This is a genomic window from Rhizobium giardinii bv. giardinii H152 (genome assembly GCF_000379605.1).
Lineage (GTDB): Bacteria > Pseudomonadota > Alphaproteobacteria > Rhizobiales > Rhizobiaceae > Pararhizobium > Pararhizobium giardinii.
Genome location: NZ_KB902702.1, coordinates 289,626 through 307,757 on the forward strand (window position 1 = coordinate 289,626; position 18,132 = coordinate 307,757).

An 18,132-nucleotide genomic window follows, 5' to 3' on the forward strand; every position below is an offset into this window, starting at 1 on the left:
GGCAGCGCTCCATGGCCTATTTTCATCTGAAATTAGTGCCACCCCGCAGCACGTTTCCTCAGGATGCAACGTCTGAGGAAATGGCTGCGATGGAGCGTCACTCAGCCTATTGGCGAGCCCAGGCCGATGCGGGACGCGCCATTGCGCTCGGTCCCGTCTTCGCCAAGGACGGTGCCTGGGGCATGGCGCTGGTGGAGGTTCCCGACGGGAATGCCGCCCAGGCTCTCGCCGACGGCGACCCCGTCATCGCCGCCAGCCTCGGCTTCCGGTTCGAAATTGCCGCGATACCCAAACTCATTCTCCGGCACGTCGCCGCACCTGCCGCATAACCGATAACGATCAAAGTCAGGATCTGAAAATGGCCACAGAAATCCGCGTTCCTACCCTCGGAGAGTCCGTCAGCGAAGCGACCGTCGGCACATGGTTCAAGAAGGTGGGCGACACCGTCAAAGCCGATGAACCGCTGCTCGAGCTCGAAACCGACAAGGTGACCATCGAGGTTCCGGCGCCAGCCGCAGGCACGCTTTCCGAAATCGTCGCCAATGCCGGTGAAACCGTTGGCCTCGGCGCCCTGCTCGGCCAGATCGCCAACGGCGCCGCCGGCGCCGCTGTTGCCGCGCCCGCGGCTGAAAAGAAGGTCGCCGCTCCGGCTGCCGCCGCCGCTGCTCCGGTTGCCGCTGCTGCCCCGCAGGCCGCGTCTGCCATGCCGGCGGCTCCGGCCGCCGCCAAGATGCTTGCCGAAAACAACCTGTCGGCCGATCAGGTCGATGGCTCCGGCAAGCGCGGCCAGGTGCTGAAGGGCGATGTCATCGCTGCCGTCGCCAAGGGAATTTCGACGCCGGCGGCTACCGAGCCGGTCAAGATCGTGACCCGTGGTCCGTCCTCGACCGAGGACGCCCCGCGCGAAGAGCGCGTCAAGATGACCCGCCTGCGCCAAACCATCGCCAAGCGCCTGAAGGACGCCCAGAACACGGCGGCCATGCTTACCACCTACAACGAGGTGGACATGTCGGCCGTCATGGACCTGCGCAACCGCTACAAGGATCTTTTTGAAAAGAAGCACGGCGTCAAGCTCGGCTTCATGGGCTTCTTCACCAAGGCGGTGACGCATGCGCTGAAGGAAATCCCGGCCGTCAACGCCGAGATCGACGGCACCGACATCATCTACAAGAACTTCTGCCACATCGGCATGGCCGTCGGCACCGACAAGGGCCTGGTCGTTCCGGTCATCCGCGATGCCGACCAGATGTCGATCGCCGAAATCGAAAAGGATCTCGGCCGTCTTGCCAAGGCTGCGCGTGACGGCTCGCTTTCCATGGCAGACATGCAGGGCGGCACCTTCACGATCACCAATGGCGGCGTCTACGGCTCGCTGATGTCCTCGCCGATCCTCAACGCGCCGCAGTCCGGCATTCTCGGCATGCACAAGATCCAGGAGCGCCCGGTCGTCGTCGGCGGCCAGATCGTCATCCGTCCGATGATGTATCTGGCGCTCTCCTACGATCACCGGATGGTCGACGGCAAGGAGGCCGTGACCTTCCTGGTGCGCGTCAAGGAAAGCCTGGAAGATCCGGAACGTCTGGTTCTGGATCTCTAAGGAGCGCCCCAATGGACGCGGCAGCACTGGCGGCATCGCCATTTATTTCGCTTCTCGCCTGGAGCGTCGTGCTGCTCGTCTTTCATGTCAGCCTGCAGGGCATGATGTCTACATTCGAACTCGGATCGGCCTGGAATGCCGGTCCGCGGGATGACGAAAGGAAGCCGTCCGGCAAGCTGGCCGGACGCGCTGAGCGGGCATCCGGCAATTTCCAGGAGACCTATCCGGCGTTCGTCGGACTGGCGCTTGCCCTTGCCATCGCCGGCGACCCGACCGGCTGGGGCCTGACCGGCGCCTGGCTTTGGTTTGCCTTCAGGATTGCCTATATTCCGCTTTATCTGGCGGGCGTTTCCTATGTCCGCTCGCTCTTCTGGCTTGGCTCGCTCGCCGGGCTTCTCATCATGGTATCGGCGCTCGTTTTCTAAACAGGAAAGCGGAACCCCGACAGCGATAACCGGAGACGTGCCGTGCATCCCTATCTCCTCGAACTCGTGTCGCTGATGGCGATCTTCTCCTTCGCCATCGTCTCGCCCGGCGCCGATCTTGCCATGGTCATGCGCCAATCGCTGGTTCACGGCCGCCGCGCGGCGATCGTCACCTCCTTCGGCGTCGGCACGGCGCTGATGTTTCATGTGACCTACACGATCCTCGGTCTCGGGCTGGTCATCTCGCAGTCGATCTACCTGTTCAACATCGTCAAATGGTGCGGCGTCGCCTACCTACTCTATATCGGTGTCAAGGCACTCAGGGCCGGCAAGACGGACATGACGGTCGAGCACGAAGGCGCAGACCCGACGAAAAAGCGCCAGACCGTGTTGAAGGCCTTCGGCCTCGGTTTTGCTGCCAATGCGCTCAACCCGAAAGCCGTCTTTTTCTTCCTGTCGATCTTCTCGACGGTGGTCAGCGCCCATACGCCGATCGCGGTGAAGTTCGGCTATGGCCTGGTCATGGCAGGCAGCCTGATCCTCTGGTTCGTCGGCGTCAGCCTGTTCATGACGACGCCGAAGATGCGCGCCGCCTTCTCGCGCGCGAGCCAGTGGATCGATCGCGTCAGCGGCCTCGTCTTCATCGCGCTTGGCCTGAAGCTCGCCACGGAAAAGGCTTCCTGAGCATGCGCCCCGCCGCTCCCGCATCGATCCTCTGTATCCTGCTGGCCGTGACGCCAGCGGCTGCGGCGGAGTGCCTGCAGGAGCAGGCGGTCTATGGCGATGCGGACGGCGCCTATGAACTGCGTTTCGAACCGGTGGGCTCGGCAAGCGCCGCGACCAGCAATCACTTCAAGGTCAAGGTGGCAAAGACCGATCTGGTTCTCGACGGTATCGTCATGCAGTCGGGCGAACCCGTCCGGCCGAACGGCATGATCATGAACAACTGCCCGCAGGGCGATTCCACCGGGGAGGAGATCGCCGCCTGCACCGTCTGGGAGGGCGTGATCTATGCCATCGGTGGCGACGGCAAGGTCGGTCCCCTGCCCGAGGAGGGATCGGAAGCGGCAGCCCAGCTGCTTTTGCCTGATTTCGGTCCCGCCGTGCGCAACTCGTCCATCTGGGGCAAGGCGACCGTCGCGCCCTGGGATGTTCTGTCTTTGAAGGGATGCGTCCAATGAAGATCAGCGATCAACCCGTCCTTTTGGTAACCGGCGGCAGCCGCGGTATCGGTGCGGCTGTCTGCCTCTCGGCGGCCGAGCACGGCTGGGCCGTCGCGGTCAACTATGCCTCTAACCGCCCCGCGGCGGATGCCGTCGTCGCCGCGATCGCGCAAGCCGGCGGAACTGCCGTCGCGGTCGAAGGCGATGTCGGCAGCGAAGCCGGCGTCAGTGCGATCTTCGACGCGGTGGACAAGGCCTTCGGCCGTCTCGACGGCCTGGTCAACAATGCCGGCATCGTCGGCATGCCGGCCCGGATCGACGAGATCACGCCGGAGCGGCTCGACCGCATGCTGCGCGTCAACGTCTCCGGCTCGATCCTTTGCGCGGCCGCTGCCGTGCGGCGCATGTCGGTGCGTCACGGCGGCAAGGGCGGCGTGATCGTCAACATTTCCTCGATGGCCGCAGTGCTCGGATCGGCCGGACAATATGTCGATTATGCCGCCTCCAAGGGCGCGATCGATAGTTTCACCATCGGCCTGTCGCGCGAGGTTGCCTCGGACGGCATCCGCGTCAATGCGGTCCGTCCCGGCATCATCGATACGGAGCTACACGCCTCGGGCGGTCTTCCGGATCGCGCTCGCGAACTCTCACCAAGCGTTCCCCTGAAACGGCCGGGCACCGCGCAAGAGGTCGCCGACGCCGTTCTCTACCTGCTTTCCCCTTCGTCGTCCTATGTAACGGGCGCCATTCTCAACGTCAGCGGCGGACGATAGCCGCTCTCAGGAAGGACCATTCATGGCATATGATCTCATCGTTATCGGCACCGGACCTGGCGGCTATGTCTGCGCCATCAAGGCAGCCCAACTCGGCCTGAAGGTCGGCGTTATCGAAAAGCGCTCCACCTATGGCGGTACCTGCCTCAATGTCGGCTGCATTCCATCCAAGGCGCTGCTGCATGCCTCGGAGGTCTTCCACCAGACCGCCCATGGCATCGACGCTCTCGGCGTCGAGGTACAGGCTCCGAAGCTGAACCTTGAGAAGATGCTCGCCCACAAGGATGCGACGGTGAAGGCGAACGTCGACGGCGTCGCTTTCCTATTCAAGAAGAACAAGATCGATGCCTTCCAGGGCACCGGCAAGGTGCTTGGTGAAGGTAAGGTTTCGGTGACCAACGACGCGGGCGAGGAGCAGGTGATCGAGACGAAGAACATCGTCATCGCCACCGGCTCCGATGTTGCCGGCATTCCGGGCGTTGAGGTCGAGATCGACGAGAAGGTCATCATCTCGTCGACCGGCGGTATCGCGCTGGAAAAGGTTCCGGCCACCATGGTGGTCGTCGGCGGCGGCGTCATCGGCCTCGAACTCGGCTCGGTCTGGTCGCGCCTCGGCGCCAAGGTAACTGTGGTCGAATATCTCGACACCATCCTCGGCGGCATGGACGGCGACGTTGCCAAGCAGTTCCAGCGGATGCTCGCCAAGCAGGGCATCGATATCAAGCTCAGCGCCAAGGTGACCGGCGTTGAAAAGCAGGGTTCCGGCGCCAGGGTGACCTTCGAGCCGGTCAAGGGCGGCGATGCTGCGACGATCGACGCCGAGGTCGTCCTGATCGCAACGGGTCGCAAGCCGTTCACCGAGGGTCTCGGCCTCGCCAAGGCCGGCGTCGTCATGGACACGCGCGGCCGCGTCGAGATCAACAACCATTTCCAGACCAGCATTCCCGGCATCTATGCGATCGGCGACGTCGTGCGCGGTGCGATGCTCGCCCACAAGGCGGAAGACGAGGGTGTCGCCGTTGCCGAGATCATCGCCGGCCAGGCGGGTCACGTGAACTATGACGTCATCCCGAGCGTCGTCTACACCCAGCCGGAAGTCGCCTCCGTCGGCAAGACCGAGGAAGAACTGAAGGCGGCAGGCATCGCCTACAAGGTCGGCAAGTTCCCGTTCACTGCCAACGGCCGCGCTCGCGCCATGCTGGCCACCGACGGCTTCGTCAAGATCCTCGCCGACCAGGCCACCGACCGCGTTCTCGGCGGCCATATCGTCGGCTTCGGCGCCGGCGAGATGATCCACGAGATCGCCGTGCTGATGGAATTCGGCGGCTCGTCGGAAGATCTCGGCCGCACCTGCCACGCCCACCCGACGATGTCGGAAGCGGTCAAGGAAGCGGCACTGGCGACCTTCGCAAAGCCGATCCATATGTAAGGAACTGCAAGGGGCCGTGACAATCGGCCCCTTTGCCCCCCGTCCAGCGCTCGCCGCGGCTGGATTTCCGCATTGTCGCGGCTATACGTGACGTCGGAGATGCCGTGCAGATCGTCAGCATGACGACCCTGCTCTACCGAGAAATCCTTCCGGGCAATCGCCGTGATCACGCCCTTCCACCGGTTGATCGTCCGCACGATGTTGGACCGGCTGCCCGTCCGACCGCAAGCTGACGGCATGCGCTCGAGGCTTCTGCTATGCCCAGAAGCGGGGCGAGTTCGATGCGGAAGAGTTCTGGACACTGACGAATCTTCCGATGAATATGCTGCATGAGCGCCACAAAACTCCTGCTGATCCTGCCTCTGACGGTGGCCTTTGCCTATGTGTCGCTGGTTGGCTTGGTGTATCTTTCGCAACGTGCCCTCCTCTTTCCCGGCACAGGCGCGGCACCTGCCTCAGAGCACGCAGAGTGGGGCGAGAACGTCTCCATCAAGACGCCCGACGGAGAAATGCTTCACGGACTCTATAGCCATGGCACATCCGGCAAGCCGTGCGTTCTGCTCTTTTTCGGGAACGGTGATCGTGTCGGCAGCTACGGCTTTCTCGCACAGGCGCTGGCCGCGCGAGGTATTGGATTGCTGGCGATTTCCTATCGCGGCTATCCGGGATCGACCGGCTCACCGAGCGAGGAGGCGCTGCTAGCCGACGGCATCGCGGCGTTCGACTGGCTTTCAGCAAGCTCCAAAAGCGAGATCGTTGTGCTCGGCCGCTCGCTGGGCACCGGCATCGCCGTGAACACGGCCGCGCAGAGGCCGGCCATCGGCGTGGTTCTCGTGTCCGCATACCTGTCGGTTCTGTCGGTCGCGCAGTCGCACTATCCGTTCTTTCCGGTCGCGCTTCTCATCAAGGATCCCTTCCGCTCGGATTTCAAAATAGCGAAGGTGAGCCAACCAAAGCTGTTCATCCATGGTCGGCGTGACGACAGCATCCCCCTATCTTCGGGCGAGGCCTTGTACCGCATCGCACCCGAACCCAAGCAAATGCTGATCGACGACGGCTCGGGTCACAATGATATCTGGAATGACCGTACGGTTGGCGAGGTTATCGGCTTCGTGGAGGCGCTGAAATGAACCGCCCCGGAGCCGGAACTTGGTGAGCAGCGCGATCACATGGCTACCGGGCGGGAAACGTGCCGCCCGCTCGGTAGCCTCTTTGGCCTACTGCAGTGTCCGCGCTTGCGCCGGCTGTGTTGCGCCGGCCGTAACCTCGCTGCCAGGGGCGTGCTGGTCGAGGCCCGTGGCGACGACCGAAACGCGGAAGACGCCGTCCAGTCCCTTGTCGAAGATTGCGCCCACGACGATGTCGGCGTCCTCGTAGACCTCCTCGCGGATGCGGGTCGCTGCCTCATCCACCTCGAACAGCGTCATGTCGGAGCCGCCGGAAATCGAGATCAGCACGCCCCTGGCGCCCTTCATCGAGACTTCGCTCAACAGCGGATTGGCGATCGCCGCCTCGGCGGCCTTGGAGGCGCGACCGTCGCCGATCGCTTCGCCGGTTCCCATCATTGCCCGGCCCATGCCCTTCATCACCGATTTGACGTCGGCGAAGTCGAGGTTGATCAGGCCTTCCTTGACGATCAGGTCGGTGATGCAGCCGACGCCCGAATAGAGAACCCGGTCGGCGATGACGAAAGCATCGGCAAAGGTGGTCTTTGCATCGGCGATCCGGAAGAGGTTCTGGTTGGGGATGACGATCACGGTGTCGGCCGCTTCGCGAAGCCGTTCGATGCCTTCCTCGGCTGCCTGCATGCGCCGCTTGCCTTCGAAGCTGAACGGCTTGGTGACGACGCCGACGGTGAGGATGCCGGCCTTGCGGGCAGCGGCGGCGATCACCGGCGCAGCACCCGTTCCGGTGCCACCTCCCATGCCGGCGGTGACGAAGCACATATGAGTGCCGCCAAGGTGATCCATGATCTCGTCGATCGATTCCTCCGCCGCGGCGCGGCCGACTTCCGGCAGCGATCCGGCACCGAGACCTTCGGTCACCTGCGCCCCAAGCTGGATCAGCCGCGGCGCCTTCGACATGGTGAGCGCCTGCGCATCCGTGTTGGCGGCAACGAAGTCGGCGCCCTGCAGGCCTTCGGCGATCATGTTGTTGATGGCGTTGCCGCCGCCGCCGCCGACGCCGATGACCGTGATCTTCGGTCTCATCTCCGAAATCACGGGTTTCTTGATCTCTGACATCTCGTCATCTCCTTGGAACGTGGTCGCTGCCCCGGCACGTATGGAAGCGCGTTCCGGAAGCTGCAACAAGAATGCGAAGCGGAGCGGGCGCGAATCAGGCCGCCGCAGGTTATCTTCGCAAAAAGGCAGAGAGACGGCGCGGGTGCAAGTGTGTGGTGCCTTGCTTTGACGACGATGGACGAATTTGCAACGATTTTGCGTGAGGGTCCCCCACGATCGAGCGCGCTCGGTTCCACGCGCGCAAGCTCGAGCGGCAATCCACGACGCCGTTGGGACTGTCGGCAGACGCGGAGAGTTGTCATCATGCATGCCCAGTTGTAGTATCGGGACCGGGTCTCAAGCGAGGCCCAATACCGTACGGTGTGTGAATTCGTCACGCTCTTGCCGCCCTGATGTTGAATACCTTCTGGCGAGCCATTTATTGACCTGACACAGGCGCCTTTCCCGCCGAGGAGGCGAAAGCTTATTTTATCCGGGCAGCAGGCCAGCACATCCACCGATCCAGTCGCGATCGTGGTGGAAATTGTGGAGGAAGAAATGAGCAAACGTACTGTAACCGTCACCCTCGCAGGGTGCTTGGCGCTGTCCGCCTGCCAGTCTGCACCGACATCCCAGGCTGTCATCGATCGCAACGCCGAATTCGGCTGCGTTGCGGGAACGGTCGGCGGCGCGATCGTCGGCGGCCTGATTGGAGGCACCATAGGCTCCGGAACCGGCCAGATCGCCGCCATCGGCGGTGGCATCGGGCTCGGAGGCCTGCTCGGCAATCGCCTGACATGCATGTAAGGGGGCGGGTTCGGCCATGAAAATGAGAGCCATGATCGCGATATTGCTGCTGTGCCAGCCAACGTTTGTCGCCGCGCAGGATCAGCCTGTGTCCATGTATCAGGGGCAAAAGGACCAGCTTGACAGCAATTCCAACGGAACCGTCGAACGCTCGGAGTATCAGGCCTTCATGGCGACCGCGTTCACCAGCCTGGACAAGAACAAGGATGGCAGCTTGCAGTCCGCGGAAGTGGCGAAGGTGTTAACCCCCCAGCAGTTCTCCCTCAGCGATGCCAACCGCGACGGCGTCGTTGGCCAGAGCGAATTCATGGATCGGGTCATGACGGACTTTACCGCCGCAGATCGCAGCGGGGACGGCGGTCTGCAATAAGTTCGGCTTGCTGTTTCGATGCCCCGGCATTTCCGCTGCCGGATCTGCCGGGGTATCGGATTGCAGGGGTACGCAACAGCCGCCGCCCGGTAAGGCTGGCTTCAGTTGACCGCAGTGATGCTGAAACCGTCCTTGCGCAACAGTTCGATCACGCCCTCATCCCCCGGCAGGTGCAGCGCACCGACCGCCATGAAGACGTTGCCGCCGTCGAGGATCGGCCTGGCGCGGGCGGCCATGGTCTTGTTGCGGTCGATGACGATGCGCTGCTCGAAATCGGCGTAATCGGTGCTGTCGCCAGGTGACTTCTCCTCCGAAACGGCCTTCATCAGCGGCATGACCATGCCGGTATCGCCGGTCAGATAGAGTTCCGTCGTCGTCTCCATCACGTCGGCGACGGTGTCGCCGAGATCAAGGGTCTCGATCAGCGCATCGAGATGAAATTGCACCGGCAGCGCGTCCATGGCCTTCAGCTGCTCCACCAGCGTTTCCAGACCTTTCAGGCTCTTGCCCTGTTTCAGCGCATCCTCCGCCAGTTTCTTGTCGAGGAACGAGGCGCCGGCCGCCTTGCGGCTCATCTCGCAGGCGGGAAGGGCGACGAAGCTGGCGATCATCCAGGGCTTCATCTTCGCCACCAAGGTCAGCGGAATGCCGCGCTCCTTCAATCCTGCCGTCAGCTTTTCCTGTTCCTCGGCCTTCAGAAAGTCCTTGATCGACTTGCCGTCGGTAAACATCGTCAGTTCCGGCTGCATCAGGAGCGCTGCCGCTGCCTTGCGCTCGTCGACGATCTCGTCGGATTCGACGATCACGGTCTTTGCGGTTTCATAGGCCTCGCTGGCACCCTTGGGCATGGCAAGCACGCGCGGATCGGTGACATGCATGGTGCCCAGCAGATAGGACGACGCGATACCCGGCTTCTCGATCTTCCAGAACAGGCCCTTGCCGTTCGGCACGGCCGCGGCTTGCCTTTCAAGAGCGGCAAACCGCGCGGGATCGGAGGCACGCATCTCGGCGATCAGGTTCCTGCCGCCGCAGGCATCCTGCGCCGCACGGGCCGGCGAGAGGGAGAGAAGCGTGACAATCAGGCTGAGAGCAAACAGCACATGCAGCGTTGCGATCAGCGTGAGAACCGTGTCGCCCAGTTCCCTCGCCACGGCGCGGGCCGGCTTTGCAAGATGCTGAAACATTATCGATCCTGTGTGTGGCGGGTCATCGCGCCAGCCTATCCGCGCAAGCCTCACGCGCGTTTAACAAAGCTGGTTAACGCTTCGACGAGGGCGAAATTCAGGCGCGCGGATGCGCCCGGTCGTAGATTTCCAGGAGCCGGGCGGAATCGACGCCGGTATAGACCTGGGTGGTCGAGAGGCTGGCATGGCCGAGCAGTTCCTGGATGGTCCGCAAGTCGCCGCCGCCGGCCAGAAGATGCGTGGCGAAGGAGTGGCGCAGCGCATGCGGCGTTGCGGTGTCCGGCAGGCCGAGCGCGCCGCGCAACCGCTGCATTTCGCGCTGGATGATCGCCGCCTGCAGCTTGCCGCCCTTGGCGCCGCGAAACAGCGGGCCGTCGTCAACAAGGTGATAGGGGCAGAGTTTCTCATAGGCCCGCACGGCATCGACCGCCGCCGCGATCAGCGGGACCACGCGGGTCTTGCCCCCCTTGCCATGGATGCGCAGCGCCGTCGGCGTGCCGGCAAAATCGGATGGCGTCAGGTCGAGCGCTTCGGAGATGCGCAAGCCGCAGCCGTAAAGCAACGTGAGCACCGCGGCGTTGCGGGTGGCAATCCAGGGTTCTTCGGCAAGCTGCGCCTCATGAGTGACGACGGTCAATGCGTCCTTGTCCGTCAGCGGCTTGGGCAGGGATTTCGGCTGTTTCGGCGAGCGGACGGCCGCTGCACCGGCGGCGTTGGCGAGGCCCTTTTTCTCCAGATGCCTAAGGAAGGAGCGCAGCCCGGCAAGCCCGCGGCCGAGCGTTCGTGCACCCGCTCCGTCTTTTCTGCGGGCCGCAAGGAAACCGCGCAGGTCGCCCGGACGCAGCGCGTGGATATCGCTCAAGCGGACCGGGCCGCTCAGGTGGCCGGTGAGGAAGTGCAGGAACTGCCGCGTGTCGCGCTCGTAGGCGACGACGGTCTTGTCCGACAGCCGCCGCTCCCGGCTGAGCGCCGCCAGCCAGCGCTGGCGCTCCGCCATCAGTTCCGGATGGCCGATAATCAGCAGTTCGTTCATGCTCGTTTTCCCCGCCATTCGGTCGTGGCGAGTTTGCCCCGGATGCCGTTATGTTTTTCCTAATGACCCTTGGAAACTGTCACGTCCGGATCATATTCACCTGCGATAGCTGAGCGCAGACGAGGCGGGAAGACGATGGCAAGACGCGATTCGGCAAGCGGTTTCACGTATTTTGCAGAGACGATCGCGCTGGTTTCCCAGGGCCAGCCGGGGCATATCGTCGACAGGCTGATTGCCGAGCGTGGTGAGCGTATCGTCAGGCATCCGCTCTGGCCGGTGATGCGGCCGTTTCTCTATACGGTCCTGAATTATCGCAAGGCCATCGAGTTTGCCGACAATGTCGCCAACCTGCCGGGCTTTCATGCCTTCCAGTATCTGAGTGATGTCCTCGCGCTCGATATCCGTGTGCGCAATGTCGAGCGCATTCCCCAAACCGGCGGCTTCCTGCTGGTCAGCAACCATCCGACCGGCATTGCCGACGGCGTCGCCGTCTTCGACCTTCTGAAGCAGCGCCGGCCCGACATGATGTTCTTCGCCAATCGCGATGCCATCCGGGTCAATCCGCGCCTTGTCGAGATGGTCATTCCGGTCGAATGGCGCGACGACTACAAGACGAAGCTGAAGGCGCGCGAAACGCTGCAAGTCACCAACCGGGCGATCGCGGAAGGCAAGGCGACCGTGCTCTTTCCGTCCGGCCGCATCGCCTATTGGGCGGACGGGCGGCTCAACGAACGTCCGTGGAAAACCTCCGCCGTCGGCTTTGCCCGCAAATACAATCTGCCGATCCTGCCGGTCCACATGACGGCGCGCAATTCCGGCCTGTTCTACTGGCTGGCCAAGTGGTCGACCGAACTGCGCGACATGACGGTGTTCCACGAACTTCTGAACAAGAAGGGCAACGTCTTCGATTTCACCATCGGCAACCTCATCGGGCCTGATGCGCTGGACGGCGATCCGGCCGAGGTGACGCGCGCTCTGGAGCAGCACACGGTGTTTGATCTGGCGCGGGATGGCGATGCGGCGTTCACAGCTGTTCCGTCGCGGGAGCCCATCGCAAAGGACGATGTAGCACTCTGAAACTGCTGCATAATTCCTTAGATAGATTCCGATTTAGGTATCAGGTAGTAAGGTGGGCTTGAAGCGCGCTGGACGGCGCTGCCCCACACAAAAAAAGCCCCGCGATCGTCTCGCGAGGCTTCCAGCTCATTCAACGCTCTGAACCAATCAGGCGATCTTCTGGCCGGTCTTGGCCCAGTCGGCGAGGAAGGCTTCGAGGCCCTTGTCGGTCAGCGGGTGCTTGACCAGCGCCTTCAGCGTTGCCGGCGGTGCGGTGATCACGTCGGCGCCGATCAGGGCTGCTTCCTTGACGTGGTTGACCGTGCGGATCGAGGCGGCGAGGATTTCGGTCTCGTAGCCGTAATTGTCGAAGATCTGGCGGATTTCGCGGATCAGGTCCATGCCGTCGAAGGCGATGTCGTCGAGACGGCCGACGAAGGGCGATACGAAGGTGGCGCCGGCCTTGGCGGCGAGCAGCGCCTGGTTGGCCGAGAAGCACAGCGTCACGTTGGTCTGGTGGCCGTCGGAGGTCAGGTTCTTGCAGGCCTTCAGGCCATCGAGCGTCAGCGGCAGCTTGATGCAGATGTTGTCGGCGATCTTCGATATGACAGCCGCTTCCTTCATCATCGATTCGTAATCGGTCGCCGCGACTTCAGCCGAAACCGGGCCTTCGACGATGCCGCAGATTTCCTTGGTGACTTCCAGGATGTTGCGGCCGGACTTCAGGATCAGCGACGGATTGGTCGTCACGCCATCGACGAGCCCGAGGTCATTCAACTCCCGGATTTCGTTCACATCGGCTGTATCGACAAAAAACTTCATGGGTATTCTCCCTTGGGATGCGCGGGCTGCTTGATGTTTCGGGGGTTTTCTTTAACGCAATCCGCAGGCAAGGTCACGGCTGATGACCGAAGATTCGACCGATTTGTTTGACGGCCTGTTCGCCCGCCGGGTCGTGCCCGTGCTGGTGCCGATGCCCGCTCCGAAAGCATACTCCTATACGGTGCCGGAAGGAATGGCCGTCGAACCCGGTTCGATCGTGCAGGTGCCGCTCGGACCGCGCCAGGTCATGGGCGTCGTCTGGGACGGCACGGATGATGGCGGCGTCGACCCGAAGAAGCTCAAGGCCGTTACCCAGGTGTTCGACTGCCCGCCGCTCGGGAAGGACATGCGCGCTTTCATCGACTGGGTCGCAACCTATACCGTCTCGCCACCCGGTCTCGTCGCCCGCATGGCGCTGCGCGCGCCGGCTGCCTTCGATCCGGAGCCGATGATCGAGGGGCTGCGGCTCACCGACACGCGGCCCGAACGGATGACGACAGCGCGCGAGCGGGTGATAGCCGCCGCCGATAACGGCTTTGCCTGGACGCGCTCGGGCCTTGCCCATGCGGCGGGAACCTCGTCGAGCGTGATCGACGGGCTCGTGGCGCAGGGCGTGTTCGAGACGGTCTTCATGGCGCCGCCGCCGGTCGTGGCTGTGCCGGACCCGGACTATGTCGAGCATCGTCTCGAGGGACCGCAGAAACAGGCGGCGCAGGACTTGTTGGAGAGTGTCGCGGCAGGCGGTTTTTCCGTCTCGCTGATCGACGGCATCACCGGCTCCGGCAAGACCGAGGTCTATTTCGAAGCGATCGCGGCGACGCTGAGGGCGGGCAAGCAGGTGCTGATCCTGTTGCCGGAAATCGCGCTTACGGCGAGTTTTCTGGAGCGTTTCCAGGACCGCTTCGGCTCCAAGCCTGCCGAGTGGCATTCGGATCTTGCGCCGCGCACACGCGAAAAGGTCTGGCGGCAGGTGACGGAGGGTCGTGTCCGTGTCGTCGCCGGCGCGCGCTCCGCGCTGTTCCTGCCGTTCGAAAATCTCGGCCTCATCATCGTCGACGAAGAGCATGACCCGGCCTACAAGCAGGAAGACCGCGTCTTCTACAATGCGCGCGACATGGCGGTGGTGCGCGCCCGCATCGGCAATTTCCCGATCGTTCTCGTTTCGGCGACGCCTTCGGTCGAGAGCCGGGTGAACGGCGATCTCGGCCGCTACAGGCCGATCCACCTGCCGACTCGCTTCGGCGACGCCGCACTCCCGGACCTCGGCGTCGTCGACATGCGCCGGCATCCGCCGGAGCGCGGCGGCTTCCTGTCGCCGGTGCTGCTCAACCAGATCGGCAAGGCCGTCGGGCGCGGCGAGCAGGCGCTGCTGTTCCTCAATCGCCGCGGCTATGCGCCGCTGACGCTCTGCCGCGTCTGTGGCCATCGCTTCCAGTGTCCCGATTGCTCGAGCTGGCTGGTCGAGCACCGGTTCCGTGGGCAGATCCAGTGCCATCATTGCGGCTATGCGCAAAGGACGCCGGAGAGCTGCCCGGAATGCGGCACCTTCGATCATCTGGTTGCCTGCGGTCCCGGCGTCGAGCGCATCGCCGAAGAGGTCGACCGGCATTTCCCCGATGCCCGCACCATCGTGCTTTCCTCCGATCTGATGGGCGTCAAGCGGCTGCGTCTGGAACTGGAGGCCATTGCCCGCGGCGAAGCGGATATCGTCGTCGGCACGCAGCTCGTCGCCAAGGGCCATAATTTCCCGATGATGACCTTCGTCGGCATCGTCGATGCCGATATCGGCCTTGCCAATGGCGATCCGCGGGCGGCCGAGCGAACGTTCCAGCTGCTCAGCCAGGTGACGGGTCGGGCGGGGCGCACCGGCCTGAAGAGCCTCGGCCTGCTGCAGACCTACCAGCCGCAGCATCCGGTGATGCAGGCGATTGTCTCGGGCGATTCGGAAGCGTTTTACGAGCGGGAGATCAACGAGCGCGAAAAGGCGCTGTTGCCGCCATTCGGGCGCCTGGCCTCCGTCATCGTCTCGGCCGATACCCGCGCCGATGCGGAAGCGCACGCGCGCGGCTTGCGGCAGGCCGCACCCCGCGTCAGCGGCATCAGCATCCTCGGGCCGGCCGAGGCGCCACTCGCGCTGATCCGCGGCCGTCACCGCTTCCGGCTCCTGGTGCACGGCCGCCGCAACAGCGACATGCAGGCCTTCGTGAAGACGATGATGGCGAGCGGTCCGAAAGTGCGCGGCTCCGTCAGCGTGCAGCTCGATATCGACCCGCAGAGTTTTCTGTGAGGCGACAGTATCGGCCGGTCTCCCTTCCGTAGGAATTACCCCTGCTTCGCAGATCTGAGGCGAAAAAGGGATGATACCTGCGTTCCAATAGATGTGTGATGTGGGGCGCATGCCGCAACCATGATCGCCTTTTCGGAAGAATCCGTCTGTGCGATAAGCGATTCGGCTGAGCGAGTGGCGAGGGGCGCACCATGGAGTTCTACATTCCGGCGGAAACAGGAGAATTTCTGGCGTTCTGCGCGGCCGTGGTCACGGCGTTGATCGGGGTTGTCTTTCTCTTTGCGCCCGGTCTCGCCTATCGGGTCGTCGGCATCGATTTGCGCGAGGGTCGGCGCGGTGGCTACGCCGAGGCGCGCTCGACCATGGGTGGCTTTCATCTTGGCCTCGGCATCGCCGCCCTGCTTCTCGCCCAGCCGATGGTGTATCTGGCGCTCGGTGCCGCCTTCGCTCTCGCCGCTTTCGGCCGCATCCTGTCGATGCTGTCGGACGGCGGCAACACCGTCATGAACTGGTTGTTCCTGAGCGTTCAAATCGTGCTCGCGGCCTTGCCCTTGGCCTACGTCTTCGGCCTCGTCTGACGAGGTTTTGCGGCGGGCGCACAACGACTTCGCCAGCTCATACCCCATTTTTGGCGAAATTCGGCCAAAACGATGCAGACTTATCACGCATTCGTACCGTTCGCGTGTTGCGAGTCCAGATATCCTATGCTAGACGAACCGCGACTTGTGGGGGAAGCAGGCCGCCCGGCTTGCGCATCCTTAAAAATATAGCAACAAATTCAAGGTGTTGGGTTTACGGTTTCTCCGCAGACATCGCCCTTGGATTAAAATAAGAGAAGTTTGTGCCCGTGGCAGACACATCCCAGCTTATTTCCGGTGTTGCAGAAAGGTACGCGTCTTCGCTTTTCGATCTCGCGCTTGAAGCGGGAGCGGTGGAGAGCGTCGGGTCTGATCTGGACGCATTCCAGCGCATGATCGATGACAGTGCCGATCTGAAGCGCCTCATTGTCAGCCCGGTCTTTTCCGCCGACGACCAGTTCAAGGCCATTTCCGCGATCGTCGCGAAGGCCGGCATCACGGGTCTGGTAGGCAACTTCCTGAAAGTCGTTGCACGCAATCGCCGCCTGTTCGCGGTTCCCGGCATCGTCAAGTCGTATCGCGAAATCGCCGCCCGTCATCGGGGCGAGGTTTCCGCTGAGGTGACTTCGGCCCATGCGCTCACGGCAGCGCAGCAAACTGAATTGAAGGCGGCGCTCAAGGGCGTCACCGGCAAAGACGTGGCGGTCAACGTCACCGTCGATCCGTCTATTCTCGGTGGTTTGATCGTCAAGGTCGGGTCCCGCCAGATTGACACTTCCCTTCGCACAAAGCTCTCGAGCCTTAAGCTTGCACTGAAAGAGGTCGGCTGATGGATATCCGCGCCGCGGAAATTTCCGCAATTCTGAAAGATCAAATCAAAAACTTCGGCCAGGAGGCAGTCGTCTCCGAAGTCGGTCAGGTGCTTTCCGTCGGTGACGGTATTGCCCGCGTCTACGGTCTGGACAATGTCCAGGCCGGCGAGATGGTTGAATTCCCAGGCGGAATTCGTGGCATGGCGCTGAACCTCGAAGCCGACAACGTCGGTGTCGTTATTTTCGGCGCCGACCGCGAAATCAAGGAAGGCGACACCGTCAAGCGGACTGGCGCCATCGTTGACGTGCCGGTTGGTCCGGAACTGCTCGGCCGCGTCGTCGACGCGCTCGGCAACCCGATCGACGGCAAGGGCCCGATCAATGCCAAGCAGCGCTCGCGCGTTGACGTCAAGGCTCCGGGTATCATCCCGCGCAAGTCGGTACATGAGCCGATGTCGACCGGCCTCAAGGCTATCGACGCCCTGATCCCGGTTGGCCGCGGCCAGCGCGAGCTCGTCATCGGCGACCGCCAGACCGGCAAGACCGCCATCATTCTGGACACGATCCTGAACCAGAAGGCCATTCACGACAACGGCCCGGAAGCGGAAAAGCTGTACTGCGTCTACGTCGCCATCGGCCAGAAGCGTTCGACGGTTGCCCAGTTCGTCAAGGTGCTTGAAGAGCGTGGCGCCCTGAAGTACTCGATCATTATTGCTGCGACGGCCTCCGATCCTGCTCCGATGCAGTATCTCGCACCGTTCGCTGGCGCTGCTATGGGCGAATACTTCCGCGACAACGGCATGCACGCGCTGATCGGTTACGACGACCTTTCCAAGCAGGCCGTCGCCTATCGTCAGATGTCGCTGCTTCTGCGCCGCCCGCCGGGCCGCGAAGCCTATCCGGGCGACGTCTTCTACCTGCACTCCCGCCTTCTCGAGCGCGCTGCAAAGCTGTCGGACGAAAAGGGTGCTGGTTCGCTGACGGCTCTGCCGGTCATCGAAACCCAGGGCAACGACGTTTCGGCGTTCATTCCGACCAACGTGATTTCGATCACCGACGGCCAGATCTTCCTTGAAACCGACCTGTTCTACCAGGGTATCCGCCCGGCCGTTAACGTTGGTCTGTCGGTTTCCCGCGTCGGCTCGGCCGCCCAGGTCAAGGCGATGAAGCAGGTTGCCGGCTCGATCAAGGGCGAACTCGCCCAGTATCGCGAAATGGCCGCGTTCGCCCAGTTCGGTTCGGACCTCGACGCTGCAACGCAGCGCCTCTTGAACCGTGGCGCGCGCCTGACCGAACTCCTGAAGCAGCCGCAGTTCTCGCCGCTCAAGACCGAAGAGCAGGTCGCTGTTATCTTCGCGGGTGTGAACGGCTACCTCGACAAGATCGCCGTCAACAAGGTCGGCGCCTTCGAACAGGGTCTGCTTTCGTACATGCGCTCCGAAGGCAAGGGCATTCTCGATACGATCCGCACGGAAAAGGCCATCAGCGACGACACCAGGGGCAAGCTCAAGGCTGCTCTCGACGCCTTCGCAAAATCCTTCGCCTGATCGGGTTCCATTAAGGACGGAATAACG

Annotated in this window: 19 protein-coding genes; 15 read left to right on the plus strand and 4 right to left on the minus strand. The window is 62.9% G+C overall.

The features are described from left to right. Positions 1-11 precede the first annotated feature (11 nt). The 8 genes from A3AY_RS0126145 to A3AY_RS0126180 all read left to right on the plus strand — a co-directional run bounded on the left by A3AY_RS0126145 (position 12) and on the right by A3AY_RS0126180 (position 6,517). A complete protein-coding gene (locus tag A3AY_RS0126145) occupies positions 12-329 on the plus strand; it encodes a YciI family protein (RefSeq protein WP_026203841.1) in 318 nt (105 codons plus the stop codon). Between the two features lie 29 nt (positions 330-358). Further along, positions 359-1,597, plus strand: a complete 1,239-nt coding sequence (gene odhB, locus A3AY_RS0126150; RefSeq protein WP_018328639.1) for a 2-oxoglutarate dehydrogenase complex dihydrolipoyllysine-residue succinyltransferase — start codon at positions 359-361, stop codon at positions 1,595-1,597. Between the two features lie 11 nt (positions 1,598-1,608). Beyond that, complete coding sequence (locus tag A3AY_RS0126155) at positions 1,609-2,022, plus strand: MAPEG family protein (RefSeq protein ID WP_018328640.1); 414 nt, start codon at positions 1,609-1,611, stop codon at positions 2,020-2,022. A gap of 42 nt (positions 2,023-2,064) precedes the next feature. Continuing rightward, a complete protein-coding gene (locus A3AY_RS0126160) occupies positions 2,065-2,706 on the plus strand; it encodes a LysE family translocator (protein WP_018328641.1) in 642 nt (213 codons plus the stop codon). A 2-nt stretch (positions 2,707-2,708) separates the two neighbouring features. Continuing rightward, positions 2,709-3,203, plus strand: a complete 495-nt coding sequence (locus tag A3AY_RS0126165) for a hypothetical protein (RefSeq protein WP_018328642.1) — start codon at positions 2,709-2,711, stop codon at positions 3,201-3,203. A 2-nt stretch (positions 3,204-3,205) separates the two neighbouring features. After that, on the plus strand, positions 3,206-3,958 hold the full coding sequence (locus A3AY_RS0126170) for an SDR family oxidoreductase (RefSeq protein WP_026203843.1): 753 nt from the start codon (positions 3,206-3,208) through the stop codon (positions 3,956-3,958). Positions 3,959-3,980: 22 nt separating this feature from the next. Continuing rightward, on the plus strand, positions 3,981-5,387 hold the full coding sequence (lpdA, locus tag A3AY_RS0126175; RefSeq protein WP_018328644.1) for a dihydrolipoyl dehydrogenase: 1,407 nt from the start codon (positions 3,981-3,983) through the stop codon (positions 5,385-5,387). 329 nt (positions 5,388-5,716) lie between these two features. Then, positions 5,717-6,517 (plus strand): alpha/beta hydrolase, encoded by an 801-nt coding sequence (locus A3AY_RS0126180; protein ID WP_018328646.1) that lies wholly within the window; start codon positions 5,717-5,719, stop codon positions 6,515-6,517. A gap of 87 nt (positions 6,518-6,604) precedes the next feature. On the opposite strand, the gene ftsZ is transcribed toward A3AY_RS0126180, so the two are convergent. Next, the gene (gene ftsZ, locus A3AY_RS0126185) at positions 6,605-7,630 is read right to left on the minus strand and encodes a cell division protein FtsZ (protein WP_018328647.1); all 1,026 of its coding nucleotides are present in this window, start codon (positions 7,628-7,630) and stop codon (positions 6,605-6,607) included. A 537-nt stretch (positions 7,631-8,167) separates the two neighbouring features. On the opposite strand from ftsZ, the gene A3AY_RS0126190 reads away from it, so the two are divergent. Then, positions 8,168-8,416 carry a hypothetical protein gene (locus tag A3AY_RS0126190; protein ID WP_018328648.1) on the plus strand — a complete coding sequence of 83 codons (249 nt, stop codon included), beginning with the start codon at positions 8,168-8,170 and terminating at the stop codon, positions 8,414-8,416. A gap of 16 nt (positions 8,417-8,432) precedes the next feature. Continuing rightward, positions 8,433-8,786 (plus strand): EF-hand domain-containing protein, encoded by a 354-nt coding sequence (locus A3AY_RS0126195; RefSeq protein WP_026203844.1) that lies wholly within the window; start codon positions 8,433-8,435, stop codon positions 8,784-8,786. 101 nt (positions 8,787-8,887) lie between these two features. On the opposite strand, the gene A3AY_RS0126200 is transcribed toward A3AY_RS0126195, so the two are convergent. Together A3AY_RS0126200 and A3AY_RS0126205 are read right to left on the minus strand one after the other, a co-directional pair. Further along, positions 8,888-9,970: a TraB/GumN family protein gene (locus A3AY_RS0126200; protein WP_018328650.1), complete on the minus strand. Its 1,083-nt coding sequence runs from the start codon at positions 9,968-9,970 to the stop codon at positions 8,888-8,890. 97 nt (positions 9,971-10,067) lie between these two features. Next, positions 10,068-11,003, minus strand: a complete 936-nt coding sequence (locus A3AY_RS0126205; protein ID WP_018328651.1) for a tyrosine recombinase XerC — start codon at positions 11,001-11,003, stop codon at positions 10,068-10,070. Between the two features lie 135 nt (positions 11,004-11,138). Between A3AY_RS0126205 and A3AY_RS0126210 the strand changes: the two genes are divergently transcribed. Continuing rightward, positions 11,139-12,080, plus strand: a complete 942-nt coding sequence (locus tag A3AY_RS0126210; protein ID WP_018328652.1) for a GNAT family N-acetyltransferase — start codon at positions 11,139-11,141, stop codon at positions 12,078-12,080. A gap of 147 nt (positions 12,081-12,227) precedes the next feature. On the opposite strand, the gene fsa is transcribed toward A3AY_RS0126210, so the two are convergent. Then, the gene (gene fsa, locus A3AY_RS0126215) at positions 12,228-12,881 is read right to left on the minus strand and encodes a fructose-6-phosphate aldolase (protein ID WP_018328653.1); all 654 of its coding nucleotides are present in this window, start codon (positions 12,879-12,881) and stop codon (positions 12,228-12,230) included. A gap of 82 nt (positions 12,882-12,963) precedes the next feature. Between fsa and A3AY_RS0126220 the strand changes: the two genes are divergently transcribed. From A3AY_RS0126220 to atpA, 4 genes are all read left to right on the plus strand, one after another. Continuing rightward, the gene (locus A3AY_RS0126220; RefSeq protein WP_018328654.1) at positions 12,964-15,168 is read left to right on the plus strand and encodes a primosomal protein N'; all 2,205 of its coding nucleotides are present in this window, start codon (positions 12,964-12,966) and stop codon (positions 15,166-15,168) included. A 191-nt stretch (positions 15,169-15,359) separates the two neighbouring features. Beyond that, entirely contained in the window at positions 15,360-15,746 is a 387-nt protein-coding gene (locus tag A3AY_RS0126225) for an AGROH133_08824 family phage infection protein (RefSeq protein WP_018328655.1), read from the plus strand. 263 nt (positions 15,747-16,009) lie between these two features. Continuing rightward, positions 16,010-16,576 carry a F0F1 ATP synthase subunit delta gene (locus A3AY_RS0126230; RefSeq protein ID WP_026203845.1) on the plus strand — a complete coding sequence of 189 codons (567 nt, stop codon included), beginning with the start codon at positions 16,010-16,012 and terminating at the stop codon, positions 16,574-16,576. After that, the gene (gene atpA / locus A3AY_RS0126235) at positions 16,576-18,105 is read left to right on the plus strand and encodes a F0F1 ATP synthase subunit alpha (protein WP_018328657.1); all 1,530 of its coding nucleotides are present in this window, start codon (positions 16,576-16,578) and stop codon (positions 18,103-18,105) included. Before A3AY_RS0126230 ends, atpA begins: the two co-directional genes overlap by 1 nt. Positions 18,106-18,132 lie beyond the last annotated feature (27 nt).